The 20,085-nt window shown below is 38.3% G+C and carries 15 protein-coding genes; 11 read left to right on the top strand and 4 right to left on the bottom strand.

The genetic code is table 11. The features are described from left to right. Positions 1-5 precede the first annotated feature (5 nt). Positions 6-2,750 carry a DNA mismatch repair protein MutS gene (gene mutS, locus ACFIKB_RS00965; protein WP_375652586.1) on the top strand — a complete coding sequence of 915 codons (2,745 nt, stop codon included), beginning with the start codon at positions 6-8 and terminating at the stop codon, positions 2,748-2,750. A 1,057-nt stretch (positions 2,751-3,807) separates the two neighbouring features. Here the strand turns inward: mutS and ilvD are convergent. The 3 genes from ilvD to ACFIKB_RS00950 all read right to left on the bottom strand — a co-directional run bounded on the left by ilvD (position 3,808) and on the right by ACFIKB_RS00950 (position 7,385). Beyond that, the gene (ilvD, locus tag ACFIKB_RS00960; protein WP_375627959.1) at positions 3,808-5,646 is read right to left on the bottom strand and encodes a dihydroxy-acid dehydratase; all 1,839 of its coding nucleotides are present in this window, start codon (positions 5,644-5,646) and stop codon (positions 3,808-3,810) included. A gap of 1,029 nt (positions 5,647-6,675) precedes the next feature. Beyond that, positions 6,676-6,927 carry a DUF1150 domain-containing protein gene (locus ACFIKB_RS00955; protein WP_012754519.1) on the bottom strand — a complete coding sequence of 84 codons (252 nt, stop codon included), beginning with the start codon at positions 6,925-6,927 and terminating at the stop codon, positions 6,676-6,678. A gap of 26 nt (positions 6,928-6,953) precedes the next feature. Then, on the bottom strand, positions 6,954-7,385 hold the full coding sequence (locus ACFIKB_RS00950; protein ID WP_375646969.1) for an Hsp20 family protein: 432 nt from the start codon (positions 7,383-7,385) through the stop codon (positions 6,954-6,956). 120 nt (positions 7,386-7,505) lie between these two features. On the opposite strand from ACFIKB_RS00950, the gene nth reads away from it, so the two are divergent. The 10 genes from nth to ACFIKB_RS00900 all read left to right on the top strand — a co-directional run bounded on the left by nth (position 7,506) and on the right by ACFIKB_RS00900 (position 17,249). Next, positions 7,506-8,246, top strand: coding sequence for an endonuclease III (nth, locus tag ACFIKB_RS00945; protein WP_375635420.1), 741 nt, complete (start codon positions 7,506-7,508; stop codon positions 8,244-8,246). Between the two features lie 154 nt (positions 8,247-8,400). Further along, positions 8,401-8,604, top strand: coding sequence for a 50S ribosomal protein L35 (gene rpmI, locus ACFIKB_RS00940; protein ID WP_273722445.1), 204 nt, complete (start codon positions 8,401-8,403; stop codon positions 8,602-8,604). A 33-nt stretch (positions 8,605-8,637) separates the two neighbouring features. After that, positions 8,638-9,039, top strand: coding sequence for a 50S ribosomal protein L20 (rplT, locus tag ACFIKB_RS00935; RefSeq protein ID WP_375652584.1), 402 nt, complete (start codon positions 8,638-8,640; stop codon positions 9,037-9,039). Positions 9,040-9,133: 94 nt separating this feature from the next. Next, on the top strand, positions 9,134-10,216 hold the full coding sequence (pheS, locus tag ACFIKB_RS00930) for a phenylalanine--tRNA ligase subunit alpha (protein WP_375652583.1): 1,083 nt from the start codon (positions 9,134-9,136) through the stop codon (positions 10,214-10,216). A 32-nt stretch (positions 10,217-10,248) separates the two neighbouring features. After that, positions 10,249-12,663, top strand: a complete 2,415-nt coding sequence (gene pheT, locus ACFIKB_RS00925) for a phenylalanine--tRNA ligase subunit beta (protein WP_375652581.1) — start codon at positions 10,249-10,251, stop codon at positions 12,661-12,663. Between the two features lie 291 nt (positions 12,664-12,954). Continuing rightward, the gene (locus ACFIKB_RS00920) at positions 12,955-13,863 is read left to right on the top strand and encodes a metal ABC transporter substrate-binding protein (RefSeq protein WP_012754512.1); all 909 of its coding nucleotides are present in this window, start codon (positions 12,955-12,957) and stop codon (positions 13,861-13,863) included. Next, a complete protein-coding gene (locus ACFIKB_RS00915; RefSeq protein WP_375635416.1) occupies positions 13,860-14,690 on the top strand; it encodes a manganese/iron ABC transporter ATP-binding protein in 831 nt (276 codons plus the stop codon). Before ACFIKB_RS00920 ends, ACFIKB_RS00915 begins: the two co-directional genes overlap by 4 nt. Beyond that, complete coding sequence (locus ACFIKB_RS00910) at positions 14,687-15,553, top strand: metal ABC transporter permease (protein WP_012754510.1); 867 nt, start codon at positions 14,687-14,689, stop codon at positions 15,551-15,553. The genes ACFIKB_RS00915 and ACFIKB_RS00910 overlap by 4 nt, the downstream gene beginning before the upstream one ends. After that, entirely contained in the window at positions 15,550-16,455 is a 906-nt protein-coding gene (locus tag ACFIKB_RS00905) for a metal ABC transporter permease (protein ID WP_012754509.1), read from the top strand. The genes ACFIKB_RS00910 and ACFIKB_RS00905 overlap by 4 nt, the downstream gene beginning before the upstream one ends. Before the next feature lie 407 nt (positions 16,456-16,862). Next, positions 16,863-17,249: a YbaN family protein gene (locus ACFIKB_RS00900; RefSeq protein ID WP_375652580.1), complete on the top strand. Its 387-nt coding sequence runs from the start codon at positions 16,863-16,865 to the stop codon at positions 17,247-17,249. 1,500 nt (positions 17,250-18,749) lie between these two features. On the opposite strand, the gene pncB is transcribed toward ACFIKB_RS00900, so the two are convergent. Beyond that, complete coding sequence (gene pncB, locus ACFIKB_RS00895) at positions 18,750-20,054, bottom strand: nicotinate phosphoribosyltransferase (RefSeq protein WP_375632143.1); 1,305 nt, start codon at positions 20,052-20,054, stop codon at positions 18,750-18,752. Positions 20,055-20,085: the final 31 nt, after the last annotated feature.

The raw sequence follows: 20,085 nt of genomic DNA, 5'->3' as shown, positions 1-20,085 counted from the left end.
TACAAATGGATAAAAAAGACAACCATAAAAATAATTTAATTCCACAGCCTGCCTCCTCATCTGCTTCCTCTCAAGAACGTCTGACACCTATGATGGAGCAGTACATAGAAATCAAAGCCGTACATCATGATTCTCTTCTCTTTTACCGAATGGGGGATTTTTATGAATTATTTTTTAATGATGCGATTGAAGCTGCTCAGGCTTTAGGAATCACACTCACAGCACGCGGAAAACATTTAGGACAAGATATTCCTATGTGCGGTGTTCCCGTTCATGCTGCTGATGATTATTTACAAAAACTGATTGCTTGTGGTTACCGAGTTGCTGTTTGTGAACAAATAGAAGATCCTGCTGAAGCAAAAAAACGTGGCTCAAAATCTGTTGTTCGGCGTGATGTTGTTCGCCTTGTAACACCTGGAACGATAACAGAAGAAAAACTCCTTGATCCAACACGCGCAAATTATTTGATGACACTTTCCCGTATAAAAACAAGCGATGGAGAGGAATTTGCTCTTTCTTGGATTGATATCTCAACAGGCATATTTCGTGTAACAGAAAGCCGCCAAGAAAAACTTTTGGCAGATATTATGCGTGTGGATCCACAAGAAATCATTGTTGCTGATTCATTCTTTCATGATAAATCTCACAAATCACTTTTTAATGTTCTTGATCGTATCGTTTCACCTCAACCTGCTTGTCTCTTTGATGCACTGACCGCTGAACGCGATATTTGCAATTATTTTAAACTCTCAACTCTTGAAGGCGTTGCCGATTATTCACGTTCCGAACTCTCTGCAATTGTAGCTGCTATTCGTTATATCGAAAAAACACAAATCACGCATCGTCCTCCCCTCATGCAGCCTGAGCGCCAAAATGAAAGTGCGACTCTTTTTATTGATGCCGCAACCAGATTAAGCCTTGAACTTATTCGTACGACATCAGGTCAACGGGATGGAAGTTTATTAAAAGCTATTGATCGCACTGTAACAGGAGGAGGATCACGCCTTCTCATCGATCGCCTTATTGCTCCCCTCACCACTCCTTCGGCTATTGATACACGTTTGGATTCTATCGATTTTTTTCTACGTAATCCTTCTCTTGCAGAAGCGATAAAGCTTATTTTAAAAGGGGGACCAGATATGCCCCGCGCCGTTTCACGTTTGGCTCTTGGACGAGGAGGTCCCCGTGATATGGCGACAATCCAGCGCGGCTTTGAAATCATTCGTGAATTGCATCAACTTCTTAATAATGAGCTTCTGCCTCAAGAAATAAGTGATGTACAACAGGTGTTCTCAAACTTACCCACAGCGTTATACTTTCATTTAGAACAAGCATTAGCTGATGATCTCCCACTCCTTAAACGTGATGGTGGTTTTATTCGTTCAAATTATCATAAAGAGCTCGATGAAATGCGTGCTTTACGTGATGAATCGCGCCGTGTCATTGCTGAACTTCAAGCGCAATATGCCCAAGAAACAGATATTAAAACGCTTAAAATAAAGCATAATAATATTCTAGGTTATTTCATTGAAGTAACCAGTACACAAGCATCTGCTCTTACAAATAATCCACAAGCTAAAGCACGTTTTATTCATCGGCAAACAATGGCAAACGCTATGCGTTTTACAACAACAGAGCTTGCTGACCTTGAAAGCCGTATTGCCCATGCTGCCAATCACGCATTGACACTTGAACTAGAGATTTTTGATATTCTCGTTCAGGAAATTACCGAACAAGTTGATTTTATTCGTAAAGCCTCTGAAGCACTTGCTATTTTAGATGTCTCTGTCGCCTTAGCATATCTTGCTGAAGAACAAGGCTATTGCCGACCTAAAATTGATCTTTCACTTACCTTCCATATCACAGCAGGACGCCATCCTGTCGTCGAGCAAGCACTCCGCAAACAAGCAGCAGAACCTTTTATTGCCAATAATTGTGATCTCTCTGTGCAAGAAAATCAGCAATATGCAGCAATCTGGCTGTTGACAGGGCCTAATATGGGAGGAAAATCAACTTTTTTGCGGCAAAATGCTCTTATTGCTATTATGGCGCAAATGGGGTCCTTCGTTCCAGCGACTTCAGCACATATTGGTGTTGTTGACCGCCTATTTAGTCGTGTTGGGGCTTCCGATGATCTTGCACGGGGGCGCTCAACCTTTATGATGGAAATGGTTGAAACAGCAACAATTCTCAATCATGCTAGCCACCATTCCCTTGTTATTCTTGATGAAATAGGACGTGGGACATCAACCTTTGATGGACTTTCTATTGCTTGGGCTGCTGTTGAATATCTCCATGAAGTTAACCATTGTCGTGCTATTCTCGCTACCCATTTTCATGAAATGACTGCACTTACCGAAAAACTTGACAGACTGCATAATGTAACCATGAAAGTCAAAAATTGGGATGGTGATGTAGTTTTTCTTCATGAGGTCACACCAGGAGCTGCTGACCGTTCCTATGGTGTACAAGTCGCAAAGCTTGCTGGACTTCCCCCAGCCGTTATTACACGAGCAACAGATGTACTCCATCAATTAGAACAAGGTGAAATGGCTGGAAAAGGGCATAAACTCATTGATGATTTACCACTCTTTTCTCTTAAAGCAACATCTCCCGTCAATGAAGCAAGAAACAAACATTGTGTACTTCACGAAGCTTTAAAAAATATCCATCCCGATGAACTCTCTCCTAAACAAGCTTTAGAAGCAATTTACCACCTCAAACAGCTTGAAAAGAATAACCTCTTATAGAAAACGGATGTTATTTTTTATTAAAAAGCTTTCTTAAGAGGAGATAAAGTATCACTTTTTGATATGCCACAGCACAAACTGTTGTTTACCGTATTCCCATCGCTTTTCTACACAATATATTTTGATAAGTGTAATGCATATAGAGGCAAAATCCTATGCATTATATTCCATATTTCCTTAGATCAATATTGGCCCGTAGACAAAAAATTAGTCAATATCGACTATTTTTACAAGATAGTCGTTTTTTGTGAAGATTGTCATGAAATCTCCTCCACCTTGCAAATACGCAATATTTAATGAATTATGCTTTTTCACAATCAATATTATTGTTATCATAGCAACAGTTTTAGTTTAAAGCTGTCGGTGTTGGGATGCCACCCCATTTTGCATAATAAATTCATGGATGATGGGTCTCGTATTTTCTTCACATTTTAAGTTATAAAAAGCTCTTTTACTGTTTTCATATGAACCATATAATCAGATATATCACAGCAGCATTTTATTTTCCTAAACATCCTTTGAACTCCTTCCCACACCTCAAAGGATAAAGATTTTCATTCACATCAAGTCTGCAAACAGTCTAGATTCTAAGGGATTTACCTTGACTTCCTTCATGTGATTCACTTAAACCCAAAGCTTGATAAACAAGTCTAAGAATATTCACCACACACTTAAAAAACACTTAATATATTAAGGAAGATGCCGTATATCACAGCCCTAAATGACAGTGTTTTTACGGTACAAAAAGATAATGCCACCAGTACAATAAATATCTTTCATAAATATAAGAACAGGAAATCGTAATTTCGTATAAAATTGAAATATGATATGAAGCGTAATCATACCATATCTATCTTTATCTGTCTTACATAGCTGCTGAAATAAGCAATCCGCAGCAGCTTTTAGTTGTATTGATAGCTTTTTAATCATACTTATCATGGCTCGAAATATTCTGATAAGTTCATAAACTCATAAAATAATTAGCTTAGAATATCGTGTAAACGATGCAAAAAATCAGAATACTATCTCTCTTTTATAAGACGCGTCATTCATCTCATCAAATATTACGTACTGCACCCTTTGCAGCAGATGTGGTCATCGCTGCATAGGCTTTGAGAGCCTTTGAAACTTTACGCTGACGCTTCTCAATCGGTTGCCAAGCACCTTTTCCTTTTGCTTCCATCTTAGCACGGCGCTGCTTCATCTCAACGTCATCCACCAACATATGAATTCTACGATTTGGAATATCAATTTCTATGATATCCCCCTCCTCCACCAACGCAATTTCTCCTCCTTCAGCAGCTTCTGGTGAAATATGTCCTATCGAGAGCCCTGAACTTCCCCCTGAAAAACGTCCATCCGTAACAAGTGCACAAACCTTGCCCAATCCTTTAGATTTGAGATAACTTGTTGGATAAAGCATTTCTTGCATTCCAGGTCCACCACGTGGACCTTCATAACGGATTAAAACAATTTCACCTATTTTAATCTTATCAGTTAATATAGCTGAAACAGCTGAATCTTGGCTTTCAAAAATTCTTGCCGGACCTTTAAAAGTTAAAATTGATTGATCAACGCCTGCTGTTTTTACAATACAGCCATCTTTTGCAAGATTTCCATAAAGAACTGCCAATCCTCCATCTTGTGAATATGCATGTTCCCTATCGCGAATCACACCTTTTTCACGATCAAGATCAAGGGTCTCATAGCGACAAGATTGGCTAAAAGCTGTCTGTGTTGGAATACCACCAGGAGCAGCACGATAAAATGTACGGACTGTTGGTTCATTAGTTTGTTTCACATCCCAACGGTAAAGAGCTTCTTTCATTGTTTTTGCATGAACCGTATAAGTTGACGTATCAATGAGTCCCGCCGCATCCAGTTCGCCTAAAAGCCCCATAATACCACCAGCGCGATGAACATCTTCCATATGTACATTCGCAACAGCAGGAGCAACCTTACATAAAACAGGAACACGACGTGAAAGATGATCAATATCCGTCATGGTAAAATCCACCTCACCTTCTTGCGCCGCGGCTAAAAGATGCAGTACTGTATTGGTTGATCCCCCCATAGCAATATCAACGGTCATTGCATTTTCAAAAGCCTTGCGTGAAGCAATAGAGCGCGGCAAGACTGTTTCATCATCTTTTTCATAATAACGTTTAACCAATGCAACAATCTGTTTTCCAGCTTCTTCAAAAAGCATCCGTCGATCTGCATGTGTTGCTAACATTGATCCATTTCCGGGAAGCGAAAGCCCCAATGCTTCCGTTAAGCAATTCATGGAGTTGGCTGTAAACATTCCTGAACAAGAACCACATGTAGGACAAGCAGCACGCTCCATTTCAGCAACTTCTTCTTCTGAATTCTGTTCTGAAGCTGCTGCAACCATGGCATCGACCAAATCAACCCTTAGATCTTGATCCTTCCATTTAATCTTACCTGCTTCCATAGGACCGCCTGAAACAAAGATTGTCGGAATATTCAACCGTAAAGCAGCCATTAACATACCAGGCGTAATTTTGTCACAATTAGAAATACAGACAAGTGCATCCGCACAATGTGCATTAACCATGTACTCTACAGAATCAGCAATGATTTCACGTGAGGGCAAAGAATAGAGCATTCCATCGTGCCCCATCGCAATTCCATCATCTACAGCAATGGTATTAAATTCTTTCGCAACACCACCGGCAACCGCTATCTGTTGTGCGACTAATTGCCCAAGATCTTTTAAATGGACATGCCCTGGTACAAATTGTGTAAAAGAATTCGCAATCGCAATAATGGGTTTACCAAAATCAGTATCTTTCATCCCTGTTGCACGCCAAAGTCCGCGGGCTCCTGCCATATTACGCCCGTGGGTCGATATTCTTGAACGGTAAGAAGGCATTATTTTTTTCCCCTCAAATAATTCCATTTTGCTTGTTGTGCTGTAACTTCATTATAAAAACAAGAGCTTTAATATTCAAAAGAGAAAAATACCTTGTACTGAGGCATTTGAAGCACAAAATTAAAAGCTCTGCATAAACTTTTTCATAAGGCCTTTTTCATAAAGCCTTTGTTTTTTTATTACCTGTTAATCAACATCTAATCCCTGTGCAATTCCACGTTTGAGACAAATATCAAAACACTTCAGTGTGGCACGAACTGTACCAGATTTTTGTATGCCAGATTTGGTAAGTATATTGCATCTATCTGTTTGCGTAATTTCTGGAACAAGAAGACAGCCTAATTTGGAAAGAATATAAAGGCATCATGGTAAAAATCTATCATCTCCTTACAATTCAGCTTTACATCTTTCAAAAGCATTCATAGCAATATCTTTTAAATAACGATGACGCATTATATCATGCTTTTGTTTTTATACTCTTCAATGGAGTTACTCTCCTCACGAAGAACAGAAAACCCCAAACAAAATACACTTGTATAGCCTTCATGTACTCATTTTAAAGAAACATCTTTCAATGCACACTCGAGCCTATTTCACGATAGCGCCTATGAATGGTATAAAAGTTCCCGTGAATAATATAAATCTATAGGGGACATCTTCACACTTATGAAGAAGCAAACTGACACCATCATACATTTTTCTCATCCCCAATATTGCCAACATCCTTGCTAATTAAGACAATTCACAAGAGATATTTTTATTCCTTTCTTAGATATTTTTATTCCTTTCTTCAAGTGTTTTTATCCACACGGCTCTCCCTGCGTGTGACATACAAGCAAGTGACTTTAATTGTTTTAATACAAGAGGATTTCAAATGAGAGAACCTTATGATATTCGGGACTCTCATTCCAGTTGTAAAAATTAATTATGAATATAAACCTATACTTATCTCATTATAACTCACATTACACCCTTTACGAAAAAACAGATAGAATTTATAAAGAGTACAGCGTTTTCTCGTAAGGTAATCTAGTGCAGAGTTACAATTTGTAGTTCATGCTCATTGGCTCCAGCAAGGGCGATAGAACGCTCATCGGATAAAATGATAGGATAACCTGTTTCACCAAAGAGAGCCCATATCGTAATTCCTGGGGTCATTGGTGGAAGATCTGGAAAGTTTTTAGCCAGATCATCTGTACAAACTTTTTTTAAATAGGCAATCTGTCCCGCATCAGAGTAGGATGTGTTCTGAAACGACAAGTTTTGTTTATGTTCTCCCATTTCACTGTTCCTTTACGCCTTAACTTTTATGACTCACCACTACTGACTTTAATTGGAATCTGTTTTATTTCTTTTTTTAATTTTGGTTGATACAGATTAATTGATAAAAGACCATTTTTCAACTCTGCATTTGTAACATGCATCCCTTCCGCGAGAACAAAGGTTCGCTGGAATTGTCGCGCAGCTATACCGCGATATAAATATTGATGATTTTGGTTGTCCGTTTGTTTACCATGAATAACCAATTGATTATCATCGAGCAAAACATTAAGATGGTTAATCTTAAATCCAGCAACAGCCAAAGTTATCCGGATATGATTTGCATCATCATTTTTATGCAAACGTTCAATGTTATAGGCTGGGTAAGCCTCATCAGCTTTACCGATACGTTGCAATATTTTTTCTACGGTTTCAAACCCTAAAAGAAAGGGATTGGAGAAAGGCGTCACATGTGTCATTCATGAGTATCCTCTTTAAAACGGCTTTACTTGACCAAACTCTATAAAAGTGTTCGCTGCATTCCTCTCATATGGCGAGCGTGAATGATAACTTCAAGAGAGAAGATTTAAGAGAGTTCAATGCCTCAAGGTACCATAAAATTGTCAAAAGTGCGAAATTTATCTGGTATATTATATAATGAAAATGAAATTGCAGAAATATTTCGCCGTTTTTCTGTGCAACGCCCAGCGCCTAAGAGTGATCTTATCTATACAAATATTTTTACGCTTTTGGTTGCCGTTGTGCTTTCGGCTCAAGCGACAGATGTAAGCGTTAATAAAGCGACAAAAGAATTATTTCGCCTTGCTGATCAACCGGAAAAAATGGTTGCATTAGGAGAAGAAGAAATAGCACATCATATCCGTTCAATTGGTCTTTGGCGAGCAAAAGCACGCAATGTTTATGCACTTTGTAACTGTTTAATTGATTGTTATGGCGGTCAAGTACCTGATACGCGTGAAGCACTTATGTCCCTTCCTGGAGTGGGGCGCAAAACGGCTAATGTTGTTTTGAATGTTGCTTTTGGTCAGCCTACATTGGCAGTAGATACACATATTTTTCGCTTAAGCAATCGTCTTGGTTTAGCGCCTGGCAAAACACCAGAGATTGTTGAGAAAAAATTATTAAAGATTATACCAATCCATTATCTTCGTCATGCGCATCATTGGCTGATTTTACATGGACGCTATGTTTGCCAAGCACGTAAAGCACAATGTAGGCAATGCATTATTGCTGATCTATGTAAAGCAGCTATCAAAACAAATGCTATTCCGGCACCTTTAGTTGAGCTTCAAGGCAATGGAGCTCCGATTTTTTTGTAATACGGTCTTGCTATTTTGTGTATAGTGGCTTATGGAAACACTATTAGAACTGCCCGGCAGGGCATGCCGTGGCTGTTTAAATGCTTGTTCAAGCGTTGGTCCGCTTGAGTGAATAAAATGTTTGATTGAATAAATTAATGTACGGAGTAGCAAAATGCCCAAGATGAAGACCAAATCATCCGCTAAAAAGCGGTTTAAAATCACTGCGTCAGGCAAAATTAAAGTAGCAGCTGCCGGTAAGCGCCACGGTATGATTAAGCGTTCGAATAAATTTATTCGCGATGCACGTGGAACAATGGTTTTGTGTGAACAAGATGCTAAAAAAGTCATTCAGCATTATTTGCCGAATGGTGTTTAAACCTTACGCTTTTGATTTTGAGGAGATTATAATATGGCACGTGTGAAAAGAGGTGTGATAGCACACGCTAAGCACAAAAAAGTTCTTAAACAGGCTGAAGGTTTTTACGGTCGTCGTAAAAATACCATTCGTGCAGCTAAAGCAGCAGTTGATCGTTCAAAGCAATACGCTTATCGTGATCGCAAAAATAGGAAACGTACTTTCCGTTCTTTGTGGATTCAGAGAATTAATGCAGCTGTTCGCGCAGAAGGTTTAACTTATGGACGTTTTATTGATGGCTTATCAAAAGCCGGTATTGAGGTTGATCGTAAGGTTCTTTCAGACATAGCAATCCACGAAGCAGAAGCATTTTCTGCTTTAGTAGCTTCGGCAAAAAAGGCTTTGGAATATTTAAAAGATACGACACCTAATGCTTTTGAAGGCGCTGTCAAGTAAGCCAGTCGTGTTCTCTTAAAGCATTTATTTATTCGAGGTCCCGTGCTGGCTGTTGCGAGTGCGGGTTTTTTTTTATTAAAAAATAGGCAAAAATATGAACGATATTGAGCGTCTGGAACAAGAAATTTGTTTAGCCTTAGAGGCAGCGGGTGATGAACAGGCACTTGAAGCAGTGCGTATTGCAGCATTGGGTAAAAAAGGTAGCATCTCTGAAAAATTAAAAGCATTAGGGAAGATGGATGCTAGCGAGCGCCATAAAGTTGGACCAGTTCTTAATGGATTAAAAAATCGTATTTTAGAATTATGGGCGCAAAAGCGTGATATTCTGAAAAGACAGGCAATGGATACCCGTCTTTCTCGTGAAACGGTTGATGTTACCTTGCCTGTTCGCTCTTCACCTATAGAACGGGGACGCATTCATCCTATTTCACAGGTTATTGAGGAAATTATTGCCATTTATACGAAGTTGGGTTTTTCTCTTGCAGAGGGACCTGATATTGAAACAGATTATTACAATTTTACGGCATTGAATTTTCCTGAAGGGCATCCCGCACGCGAAATGCATGATACCTTCTTTTTTGATGTCAATAAAATGGGAGAACGAAAGTTGTTGCGGACCCATACATCACCCGTACAAATTCGCACACTAGAAAAACAAAAAGCACCGATACGGATCATTATTCCTGGAAAAACTTACCGCATGGATTCGGATGCGACGCATTCGCCCATGTTCCATCAGGTAGAAGGTCTTGTCATTGATAAAACCTCCACCATTGCCCATATGATGTGGCTACATGAAACCTTTTGTAAAGCATTTTTTGAAGTTCCCTCTGTAAAAATGCGTTTTCGTCCTTCTTTTTTCCCTTTTACCGAACCATCTATGGAAGTGGATATTCAATGTGATCGCTCTGGTTCAGAAGTAAAATTCGGAGAAGGACAGGATTGGTTGGAAATTTTAGGATGCGGAATGGTGCATCCTCATGTGTTGAAAAATGTTGGTTTAGATCCCGATGAATATCAAGGCTTTGCATGGGGAATGGGCATTGACCGTATTGCCATGTTGAAATACGGTATGCCTGATTTACGAGCTTTTTTTGATGCTGATCTGCGTTGGTTAGACCATTATGGCTTTCGTTGCTTTGATATGCCTGCTTTTTTTCCTAATAGAAATATGTGATCTTAGTCATCGCTTTCATGTGAGGTTTTAAAATGAAATTTACATTGTCGTGGTTAAAAGATCACTTAGAGACAAGTGCATCTTTGGATGAAATTTGTGAGAAACTAACAGCTATAGGTCTTGAGGTTGATTACGTTGATGATCGGTCTTCTTTAAAAGGTTTTGTGATTGCAAAAGTTTTAACAGCAATAAAGCATCCTGATGCAGATAAACTCCAGATTCTGTCCGTCGATACAGGGACTTCTACACCTGTTCAAGTTGTCTGTGGAGCACCAAATGCGCGTGCAGGTCTTGTTGGTGTTCTGGCACTACCAAGCACTTATATTTCAGGACTCGATGCGACATTATCTGTAGGAAAAATCCGCGGTGTTGAAAGTTTTGGGATGATGTGTTCGCAAGCGGAGCTTGAATTATCAAATGAACATGACGGGATTATCGAACTTCCAGAAGATGCACCTATTGGAGATTCATTTGCAACTTATGCTGGTTTAGATGATCCGATCATTGATATTGGTTTGACCCCCAATCGCTCTGATTGTACAGGTGTTCGTGGTATTGCCCGTGATCTTGCTGCCGCTGGAATGGGAAAATTAAAAGAATTATCCTTGTCAAAATTTGAGCCTTCCTTTGAAACACCTCTCGATGTTTCATTAGATTTTTCGCAAGATTCATCATTATGTTTAGGTTTTGCTTGGCGTGAAGTGCGCAATGTTCAAAATGGTGCATCACCTCAGTGGATGCAACAGCGTTTGAATGCAATTGGTTTGAGACCGATTAATGCGCTTGTTGATATGACCAATTACATAAGTTTTGACCTTGGTCGTCCACTCCATGTTTTTGATGCGGATAAAATTAAAGGTAATTTGTGTGTACGTTGTGCTCGTGAGGGAGAACAGCTTCAAGCACTGAACGGAAAAATCTATCATTTGGGCGCTAAGAATTGTGCCATTGCAGATGAAGAGGGGATTGTTTCGATTGCCGGTATCATGGGCGGTGAAAGAACGAGTTGTGATGAGACAACACGTCGCGTTATTATTGAATCAGCGCTTTGGGATGCGCAAAGCATTGCACAAACAGGAAGAGCATTAGGTCTTATCAGTGATGCACGTTATCGATTTGAACGAGGTGTTGATCCGGCTTTTATAGAAACAGGGCTTGAGATTGCAACAGAATTGGTCTTACGTCTTTGTGGTGGTGAAGTATCTAAGAAGAGGATCGTTGGCTATCAGCAACAAGAAATCAAACAGATCGCTTTTCCTTTTTCTGAAATTAAACGTTTAACAAATTTGGAAATAGAACCTGAAAAAGTCATCTCTATTTTAACAAAACTTGGATTTTTCGTTGAAGGAAAAGGAGATGTCGTTACAGTAAAAGTACCATCATGGCGCCCTGATATTATGGGGAAAGCCGATTTGGTGGAAGAAGTCATGAGGATTTATGGGCTAGATAAAATTAAACCTATTCCTTTGGAAAACTTCGCAGAAGGAAAAGATCAAATTTTAACATGCGCACAAATTCGTTCACGTGCTACACGTTTGGCTTTAGTGCAACGTGGTATGAAAGAAGCGGTAACATGGTCTTTTATTTCTGAAAATCAAGCTCTTGCTTTTGGAGGAGGTCAAGAAGAGCTTAAATTGGTTAATCCTATTGCTGCTGATATGTCAATGATGCGTCCTTCCCTTTTACCTGGTTTGATTATGGCGGCACAGAGAAATGCTGATCGTGGTTTTTCCGATCTTGCTTTGTTTGAAGTTTCCAATATTTATGAAGGCGATACCCCTGATAAACAACACCGTGTTGTTAGTGGGATTCGTCGCGGAACAGAGCAATTTAAAGGGGCTGGTCGTTTTTGGAATGGAAATGCAACCGTCGTTGATGTTTTTGATGCCAAAGCAGATGCTTTAGCTATTTTAGAAGCATGCGATATGGATGTTGGAAAAGTGCAGATTGAAGTAGGAGCACCCGATTGGTATCATCCTGGTCGTTCAGGTGTCATAAAACTTGGATCAAAGATTATTCTTGGTTTTTTTGGTGTTTTTCATCCTGCTACATTAGAAAAGTTAGATGTCAGTGGCCCTTTATGCGGCTTTGAAATTTTTCTAGACAGAATTCCAGAATCAAAGAAAAAAACGACCAAAAGCCGTCCTCCTTTGAAACTCTCACCTTTTCAAATGGTGCGGCGTGATTTTGCCTTTATAGCGGATAAAACTGTTGCCTCTTCTCTTATTATTCGTGCGGCAAGTGGAGCCGATAAAAAACTTATTCATTCAGTGCAGATTTTTGATATTTTTGAAGATTTAAGCTTTGGCGAAGATAAAAAATCTGTTGCAATTGAAGTAACTATTCAGCCCATAGAACGGACTCTAACAGATGAAGATTTAGAAAAGCTTGCCTTAAAGATCGTGGATAATGTTACCAAAATGACAGGTGCATATTTGCGCTACTGAGTATTTTCATTTTTTATGAGATATTTTACATGAAGTGGGAGCATTTTTAAGTGCTCCCTTTTTGTTTGGCATTCAAGAGCTATAGAGCTTCTTGAAAGCGGATCTCCTTACCAAAACAAGCTGCTTAAATCATCAATTTTTTCAATATGAAAAAAGCTGTTTTTAAACATCTTGAAAAGTTATTTTTTCTCTTAATCCTTCATTGCAAATGTAAAAGATAACTGCTATTGCTAAATGATAATGCAAATTATTTGCAATAAAAAGAAGGCATATAAAGGAAAGAGAGAATCAATGAACGTAAGAACGTTTTTCAGCATAGTTTTTGGAAGTGTTATTTTTTTTACACCCAATTTTGCTTTGTGTGCTGGTAAATTTAAAGCTGTTACGACATTCACTATCATTGCTGATATGGCACGCAATGTAGCAGGTGATGCCGCTGAGGTTGAATCCATTACAAAACCAGGTGCGGAAATTCATGAATATCAACCCACCCCGCGCGATCTTATGCGTGCTCAAGGAGCTAACCTTGTATTGTGGAATGGATTAGAGTTAGAGCTTTGGTTTGAAAAGTTTTTTCAAAATATCAAGGATGTTCCAAGTGTTGTTGTTTCAAAAGGTATTGTACCCATTAAAATTGGTGAGGGCCCCTTTAGCGGTAAACCCAATCCTCATGCGTGGATGTCACCAACCTCTGCTTTGATTTACGTTGATAATATTCGCGATGCTTTTGTAAAATATGATCCTGAACATGCTGCTATTTATAAAGAGAATGCTGAAATTTATAAACAGAAAATTCGTGCAACGATTGATCCAATTAAGGCTGAATTAGAAGCCGTACCGCAAGATAAGCGTTGGCTTGTGACCAGTGAGGGGGCATTTAGCTATTTGGCGCGTGATTTTAATCTAAAAGAGCTTTATTTATGGCCCATCAATGCTGACCAGCAAGGAACACCACAGCAGGTCAAGCATGTTATTGATATGGTTCGCAAATACAATATTCATGCAGTTTTTTCTGAAAGCACTATTTCCCCTGCGCCTGCTAAGCAGGTTGCTAAAGAAACAGGGGCTAAATACGGTGGCGTTCTTTATGTTGATTCTTTAAGTGAGAAAAATGGTGAGGTACCCACTTATATTGATTTATTACGTGTCACGAGTGGGCGTATTAGCAATGCTTTATTAGAGGGAGTAAAAAGCCAATGACGGAATCTGGAATATTTGCCCAAGGAGTAACGGTAACTTATCGTAATGGACATACGGCTTTACGCGAAGTGAATTTTGAAAGTCCAAAGGGTTCTATTACGGCATTAGTTGGTGTTAATGGATCCGGTAAGTCAACGTTATTTAAAGCGATTATGGGGTTTGTACGCCCCTCAAAGGGAAAAATTCGCATGTTTGATTTGCCCGTTGATATAGCTTTGAAAAAAAACCTTATTGCTTATGTTCCTCAAAGTGAAGATGTTGATTGGAATTTTCCTGTCTTGGTCGAAGATGTTGTATTGATGGGGCGGTACGGTCATATGAATTTCTTTCGCTATGCCCGTACACAAGATTATGAAGCCGTTCGTATTGCCTTAGAGCGCGTTGATATGTTGGCTTTTGCCAAGCGCCAGATTGGAGAACTTTCTGGTGGACAGAAAAAGCGTGTTTTCCTAGCGCGCGCTCTTGCACAGAAAGCAAAAGCTATTTTATTAGATGAGCCGTTTACAGGGGTTGACGTTACAACAGAAGATAAAATCATTGCTTTGTTACAAGATCTTCGTAAAGAAGGAGCAGTGATCTTGGTTTCAACTCACAATTTGGGTTCTGTTCGCGAATTTTGTGATCATACAGTTTTAATAAAAGGAACCGTTTTAGCTTCTGGGTTAACAGAAAAAATCTTTACAAAAGAAAATCTAGAAAAAACTTTTGGAGGATCTTTGCACCACCATATTTTTGATCTTCCTAGCACAAAAAAAAATGATGGTTTCATGGGAAGAAAGCAGTCTGCAGTTTGTGAAGATATTGAAAGAGTGGAGCACGTTGCATGATTTCTTGGTTGCTTGAGCCACTGAGCTATCAATATATGGTGAATGCAATGTGGGTTTCTGGGTTAGTTGGGTGTGTTTGTGCCTTTCTTTCGGCTTTTTTGATGTTAAAAGGTTGGTCATTGATTGGTGATGCTCTTTCCCATTCGATTGTTCCTGGTGTAGCAGGAGCTTACCTTTTAGGGTTACCTTTTTCACTCGGCGCTTTTTTTTCTGGTGGTCTTGCAGCAGCAGCAATGCTCTTTTTTAACCACCGGACAAAGCTTAAAGAAGATACCATTATTGGGCTCATTTTTTCCTCCTTTTTTGCCTTTGGGTTGTTTCTCAAATCGTTAAAACCAATGGCTGTTAATATTGATACGATTGTTTTGGGAAATATTTTAGCCGTTAGTTCATCAGATATTCTACAATTGGCTTTTATCGGCTTTTTTTCGTTGCTTATATTGCTTTTGAAATGGAAGGATCTTCTTGTTTCGTTATTTGATGAAACACATGCGCATGCCATTGGATTAAATGTAAAGTTTTTAAAGATTCTCTTTTTCACATTACTTGCCGCTTGTACTGTTGCTGCTATGCAAACCGTTGGAGCGTTCTTAGTCATTTGTCTTGTTGTGACACCTGGGGCAACAGCCTATCTTTTAAGTGATCGTTTCGTGAATATCTTGGTTATTGCAGTTGTAATTGGAACATTCACAAGTGTCTTGGGTGTTTATGTGAGTTATTTTTTAAATGCACAAACGGGGGGGGTTGTTGTGCTTTTTCAAGCATCTTTATTTGTTTTGGCTTTTATTTTTGCTCCTAAACATGGGTATATTGCTGCACGCTTACGCATAAATGCGGCCAAAAAGGGTGTAATATTATCATGATTGATCAATTACTACTTCCGTTTCAGTTTTCTTTTATGCTTAAGGGTATGCTTATTGTCATGATTCTTTCTATTCCCATGGCGATGCTTTCCTGTTTTCTTATTTTGAAAGGATGGGCGCTGTTAGGCGATGCCATTTCTCATGCAGTTTTTCCAGGTGTTGTTGTTGGTTATATGACAACACCATGGGTAATCGCATTTTTGACTTCTTTGCCATTTGCTTGGTTTCAGCATATGCGTCCAGAGAATATTACAATGACTCTGATTACTTGCGGTGCTTTTGTTGCAGGAATGGTGTGTGCACTATTAACGGGTTTTTTAGGGAGCAATAGCCGTATCAAACAGGACACGGTGATGGGTGTGGTCTTTTCTTCGATGTTTGGTTTGGGGCTTGTTTTAGCCACGTCTATTTATAGTAGCTTAGATTTGAATCATATTCTATTTGGTAATCTTTTAGGTGTTAACTGGCTTGATATAACACAAACGGCGATCATTTCTGCTGTTGTCACTTTCATTTTAGCAGCAAAATGGCGCGACTTTATGTTGTATATTTTTGATACAGTTCAAGGACATGCAATGGGGTTACCAATATCTCTACTTCACTATACCCTTCTAACGATGATTTCTCTTACAATTGTTGCGGCTTTGAAAGCTGTAGGTATCGTGCTCGTTATTTCTTTACTGATAGCACCAGGAGCAATTGCCTATCTTGTTACAAAGCGGTTTTCTTTTATGTTAATGATCGCGATACTTGTTGCAGCTTTTTCTGGCTTTTTAGGGATTTATCTCAGCTTATTTATCGGCTCTGATTCTGCTTCCACAATTGTGTTGATCTTGACGTTGATTTTTATGGCTATTTTCATGATGATTTTTTTTCGTCAAAACACAGTTCAAGAAACTTAAAAGTGTTAAAATTCATGCATATCAGCCATGCATTTTTATATATTGTTTCTCATTTCTATTTTAATTAGAGTTCGGGGTGCTAGGTTATTTTTCCTCCTAATGTCTAGCAAGTGAATGCGGTACATTTTCTCCCCCCAACGCTGCATTCTTAATTAAGAGGCTGTATTGATTTATTCTGCAGCCTTTTTATTTTTTTGATTTTCTAAAATCTCTTCTCTTTTCTTGAAATCATTTAAAATGATTATCATATTGCGTAAGCTATTTGGTATTTTCAAGGAACTTATAACAGCAAAGACGCTTACGCATGAAGGGGTAGAAAGTAATTGTGCACTCAGACATGTAAACAGAAAAAAACAGATATAATGTTTTTGTAGAGGGTTTTGCGTAGAGGAAAAAAATACAAGAAAATGAAAAAAGATTTGAAGATATCTCACCCTTTGCGTATCTGCTATTATATAGCAGGGTGGACAATGGTTATATTAGGTATTATCGGTGTAGTATTACCTATTATGCCAACTGTGCCTTTTTTGTTAGTTGCCTCATGGTGTTTTACGCGTTCTTCTCCACGTTTTCATCAATGGTTGAATAATCATCGTATTTTTGGTCCCCCTATTAAGCGATGGGAAGAAAAAAAAGCAATCTCTCCGTTCATTAAAGTTTTTGCAATAATGAGTATGACAGGAGGATTTTTATCCTTTTTCGTAATGGTACACCCTCCTTCATGGATTTCCTTACTTGTTGCGGTTATATTATTGCTGATTGCCCTTTATATTTTAACACGTCCATCTTCATAATGATAGAAAAGGCTTTATGAGATACTCTTTTTAGCTTCGACTTATTTGTAAAAACTATGAGGACTTTTAAGTTTTGAATATAAGCTCTCCATATCCAAAATGCATATGAAATAGCAAGCTTTTTGAAAGAAATTAATTAATAATATGTTTGTGAAATGATTTTTATGAACAAAGAAGACTGTTTACGCACACTCAAAATGTTCTCACTTGGATAAACCACATTCATGGAAGAGAGTCATTATTTTTATAAGACATGTTTGTATGAATCTATCTATATATATATACGTCATTGATATGATAGCCATTTCTTTCTAAAAAGACGTTTCGTTTGTTTTCATATCTCTTAATGAGGATATAATACAAAGCTTACTAAACATCATCATTTTATACTTATACAATTAAGAAGCCGGTCTATTATATCAATCTTTAATGTTACATCTGTTCTTAGCTTAAGGATAATTCATAAGAAACAACAAAATTTTTCAGATGATTTTCTGCATACACGCATTCTTATTATAATATGCGAATAAATAAATTCTCTATCTTTGTATAAAGCTTATTCGAAATAAAAATATTATTGCATTCTCTGTTTTTTTAATGAGGACATGCCCCTCACGTAAAACAAAAGGGCTCCCAAATCATGTTATTTACACATTTATTTTAATGAACATTTCTCAACGCTTTACGCATTTCATGATGGCAGACCATACATGGATAAAGTAAAATCTCCTGTAAAGTGTATAAAATTCATTTGAGCACCATCATCCTTGCCTTATAAAATGCACACCGATAGTCACCGTGCTATTTGTCATCCTCCAATGTTGCCTTAGCAATTCCTAATGTTACAACTGTAGCTTTTCATTGGGTTTTGTATATTTTTACACTAGATTTTGTACCAATTTATTTTTTTTCAAAGAGTTTTAAAGATGTTCTCAAAGGGGGGCAAAGCCTTTTCTCATTTTTACTATGGAAAAGCGCATTTAATGGTCAAAATTGTACATAAAAACAACAAATTACCACGTATTCCTACTTAATCCTATCTCTTCCCACTTAGTACAAACCTACTGTCGAGCTACAACAATAACCCTTAAAACTTGAAAACCTTCATACATGTAAGGAGATGAGTGTGCTTGATTTAAAAGGGTTGAAATGAAAAAAATTTATGATATTCACGCACGCTCTTTCAACATGCAAAACAACAGTATCTTGTTGTGCCGTATAACACCGTTATTTATGACAATGATATAAGGAAGCCTCCTTGGCTAAACTTCCCTAGCAAGTTAAGTATTTTTTTAATGCGTAGTGAATATTTTTAAGTCTGATCTGTCGAATCCTTATGTAAGTGAAGCGTATGCGTGGTAGGCCAAGTAGAATCTGCTCAAAAAACAACCGAACTATTTACAGACCAGCAAAGGTTAAGAACCCTCATCCTTAGGGCAGGCAAAAATCAATCTTATAAACAATATGATGAGTCAATATACTCGTTTAAAGAACCGGAAACTACGTCTTTATAGGTCTAGCAATTCGCTTTTTATTACCAAAAAAATTGAGATAACGTTGTACTTCTTTTGAATCACCGATCGTTTTTTCAGGATTATCTGAAAGCTTTACGGCTGGTCGACCATTGGCATAGGTCACCTTACAAACAAGGGAAAGAGCATCAAGAGTTTCGATTTCCTGAGGTGCACAGCCTGTAAAGTCATTGGTAAGATCCGTGCCCCATCCAAAACTCATGCGCACTCTGCCATGGAAATGATGATAGGTTTTTTCAATTGTATTGACATCAAGAGCATCAGAAAAAATTAAAAGTTTTTCGCGTGGATCTTTTCCTTTTTCTTTCCACCATTGAATAATACGTTCGCCACCTTCAATAGGGGGCGCACTATCGGGTCTGAAACCTGTCCAATCAGCGACCCAATCTGGTGCATTGCGTAAAAATGCTTCTGTACCAAAGGTATCAGGTAAAACAATGAGAAGATTTCCACCATAATAACGGTTCCAATCTTGCAAGACTTGATATGGAGCTCTGCGTAATTCATCATCGTTGTTGCTGAGAGCCGCAATAACCATGGGCAATTCGTGTGCATTGGTTCCAAGAGCTTCTAAATCCGTATCCATGGCAAGAAGAACATTAGAAGTTCCAGTAAAAGAATTACCAATGCCTTCTTTTAATGCTTCCACACACCAGCGCTGCCATAAAAAAGAATGGCGACGCCTTGTCCCAAAGTCAGATATTTTAATATCAGGCAATTTTTTGAGACGTTCAACTTTACTCCACATTTTTGCTTTAGCACGCGCATAAAGTACATCAAGAGCAAAACGATCTAGTTTTTTGAGAGCTGCACGTGAACGTAATTCACTGATAATAGCAAGGGCTGGAATTTCCCACATAGAGCTATGAGCCCACGAACCATAAAAATGAAGCATATATTGGCCATCTTTGCGGGTTAGTTCATATTCTGGGAGTTGAAAATTCTCAAGCCACTGAAGAAAATCCGGTTCAAAAATTTGTTTGCGTCCATAAAATGTATTACCAGCAAGCCAGATCATTTCTTTTTTTGTAAAGCGCAAACTAAGAGCATGATCAAGTTGAGCACGTAATTCACTCTCATCAATATCATCGGCAAGACGTATTGTTTTAGAGCGATTTATGAGGGAAAAAGTAACATTAACATTAGGATACAACCCCCAAATCATCTGTACCATAAGAAGCTTATAAAAATCCGTATCGAGAAGTGAACGAATAATGGGATCAAGTTTCCAAGTATGATTGTAAACACGTCTAGCAATATCCGGATGATTCATAACCTTTTTCTTTCAGTTTCATAAAATCTAA

It is taken from the genome of Bartonella sp. MR110HLJHH, from assembly GCF_042194225.1.
Classification (GTDB): Bacteria; Pseudomonadota; Alphaproteobacteria; order Rhizobiales; family Rhizobiaceae; genus Bartonella; species Bartonella grahamii.
Note: the sequence above shows the minus strand (reverse complement) of the source record. Positions and strands in the feature narration are given on the sequence as shown.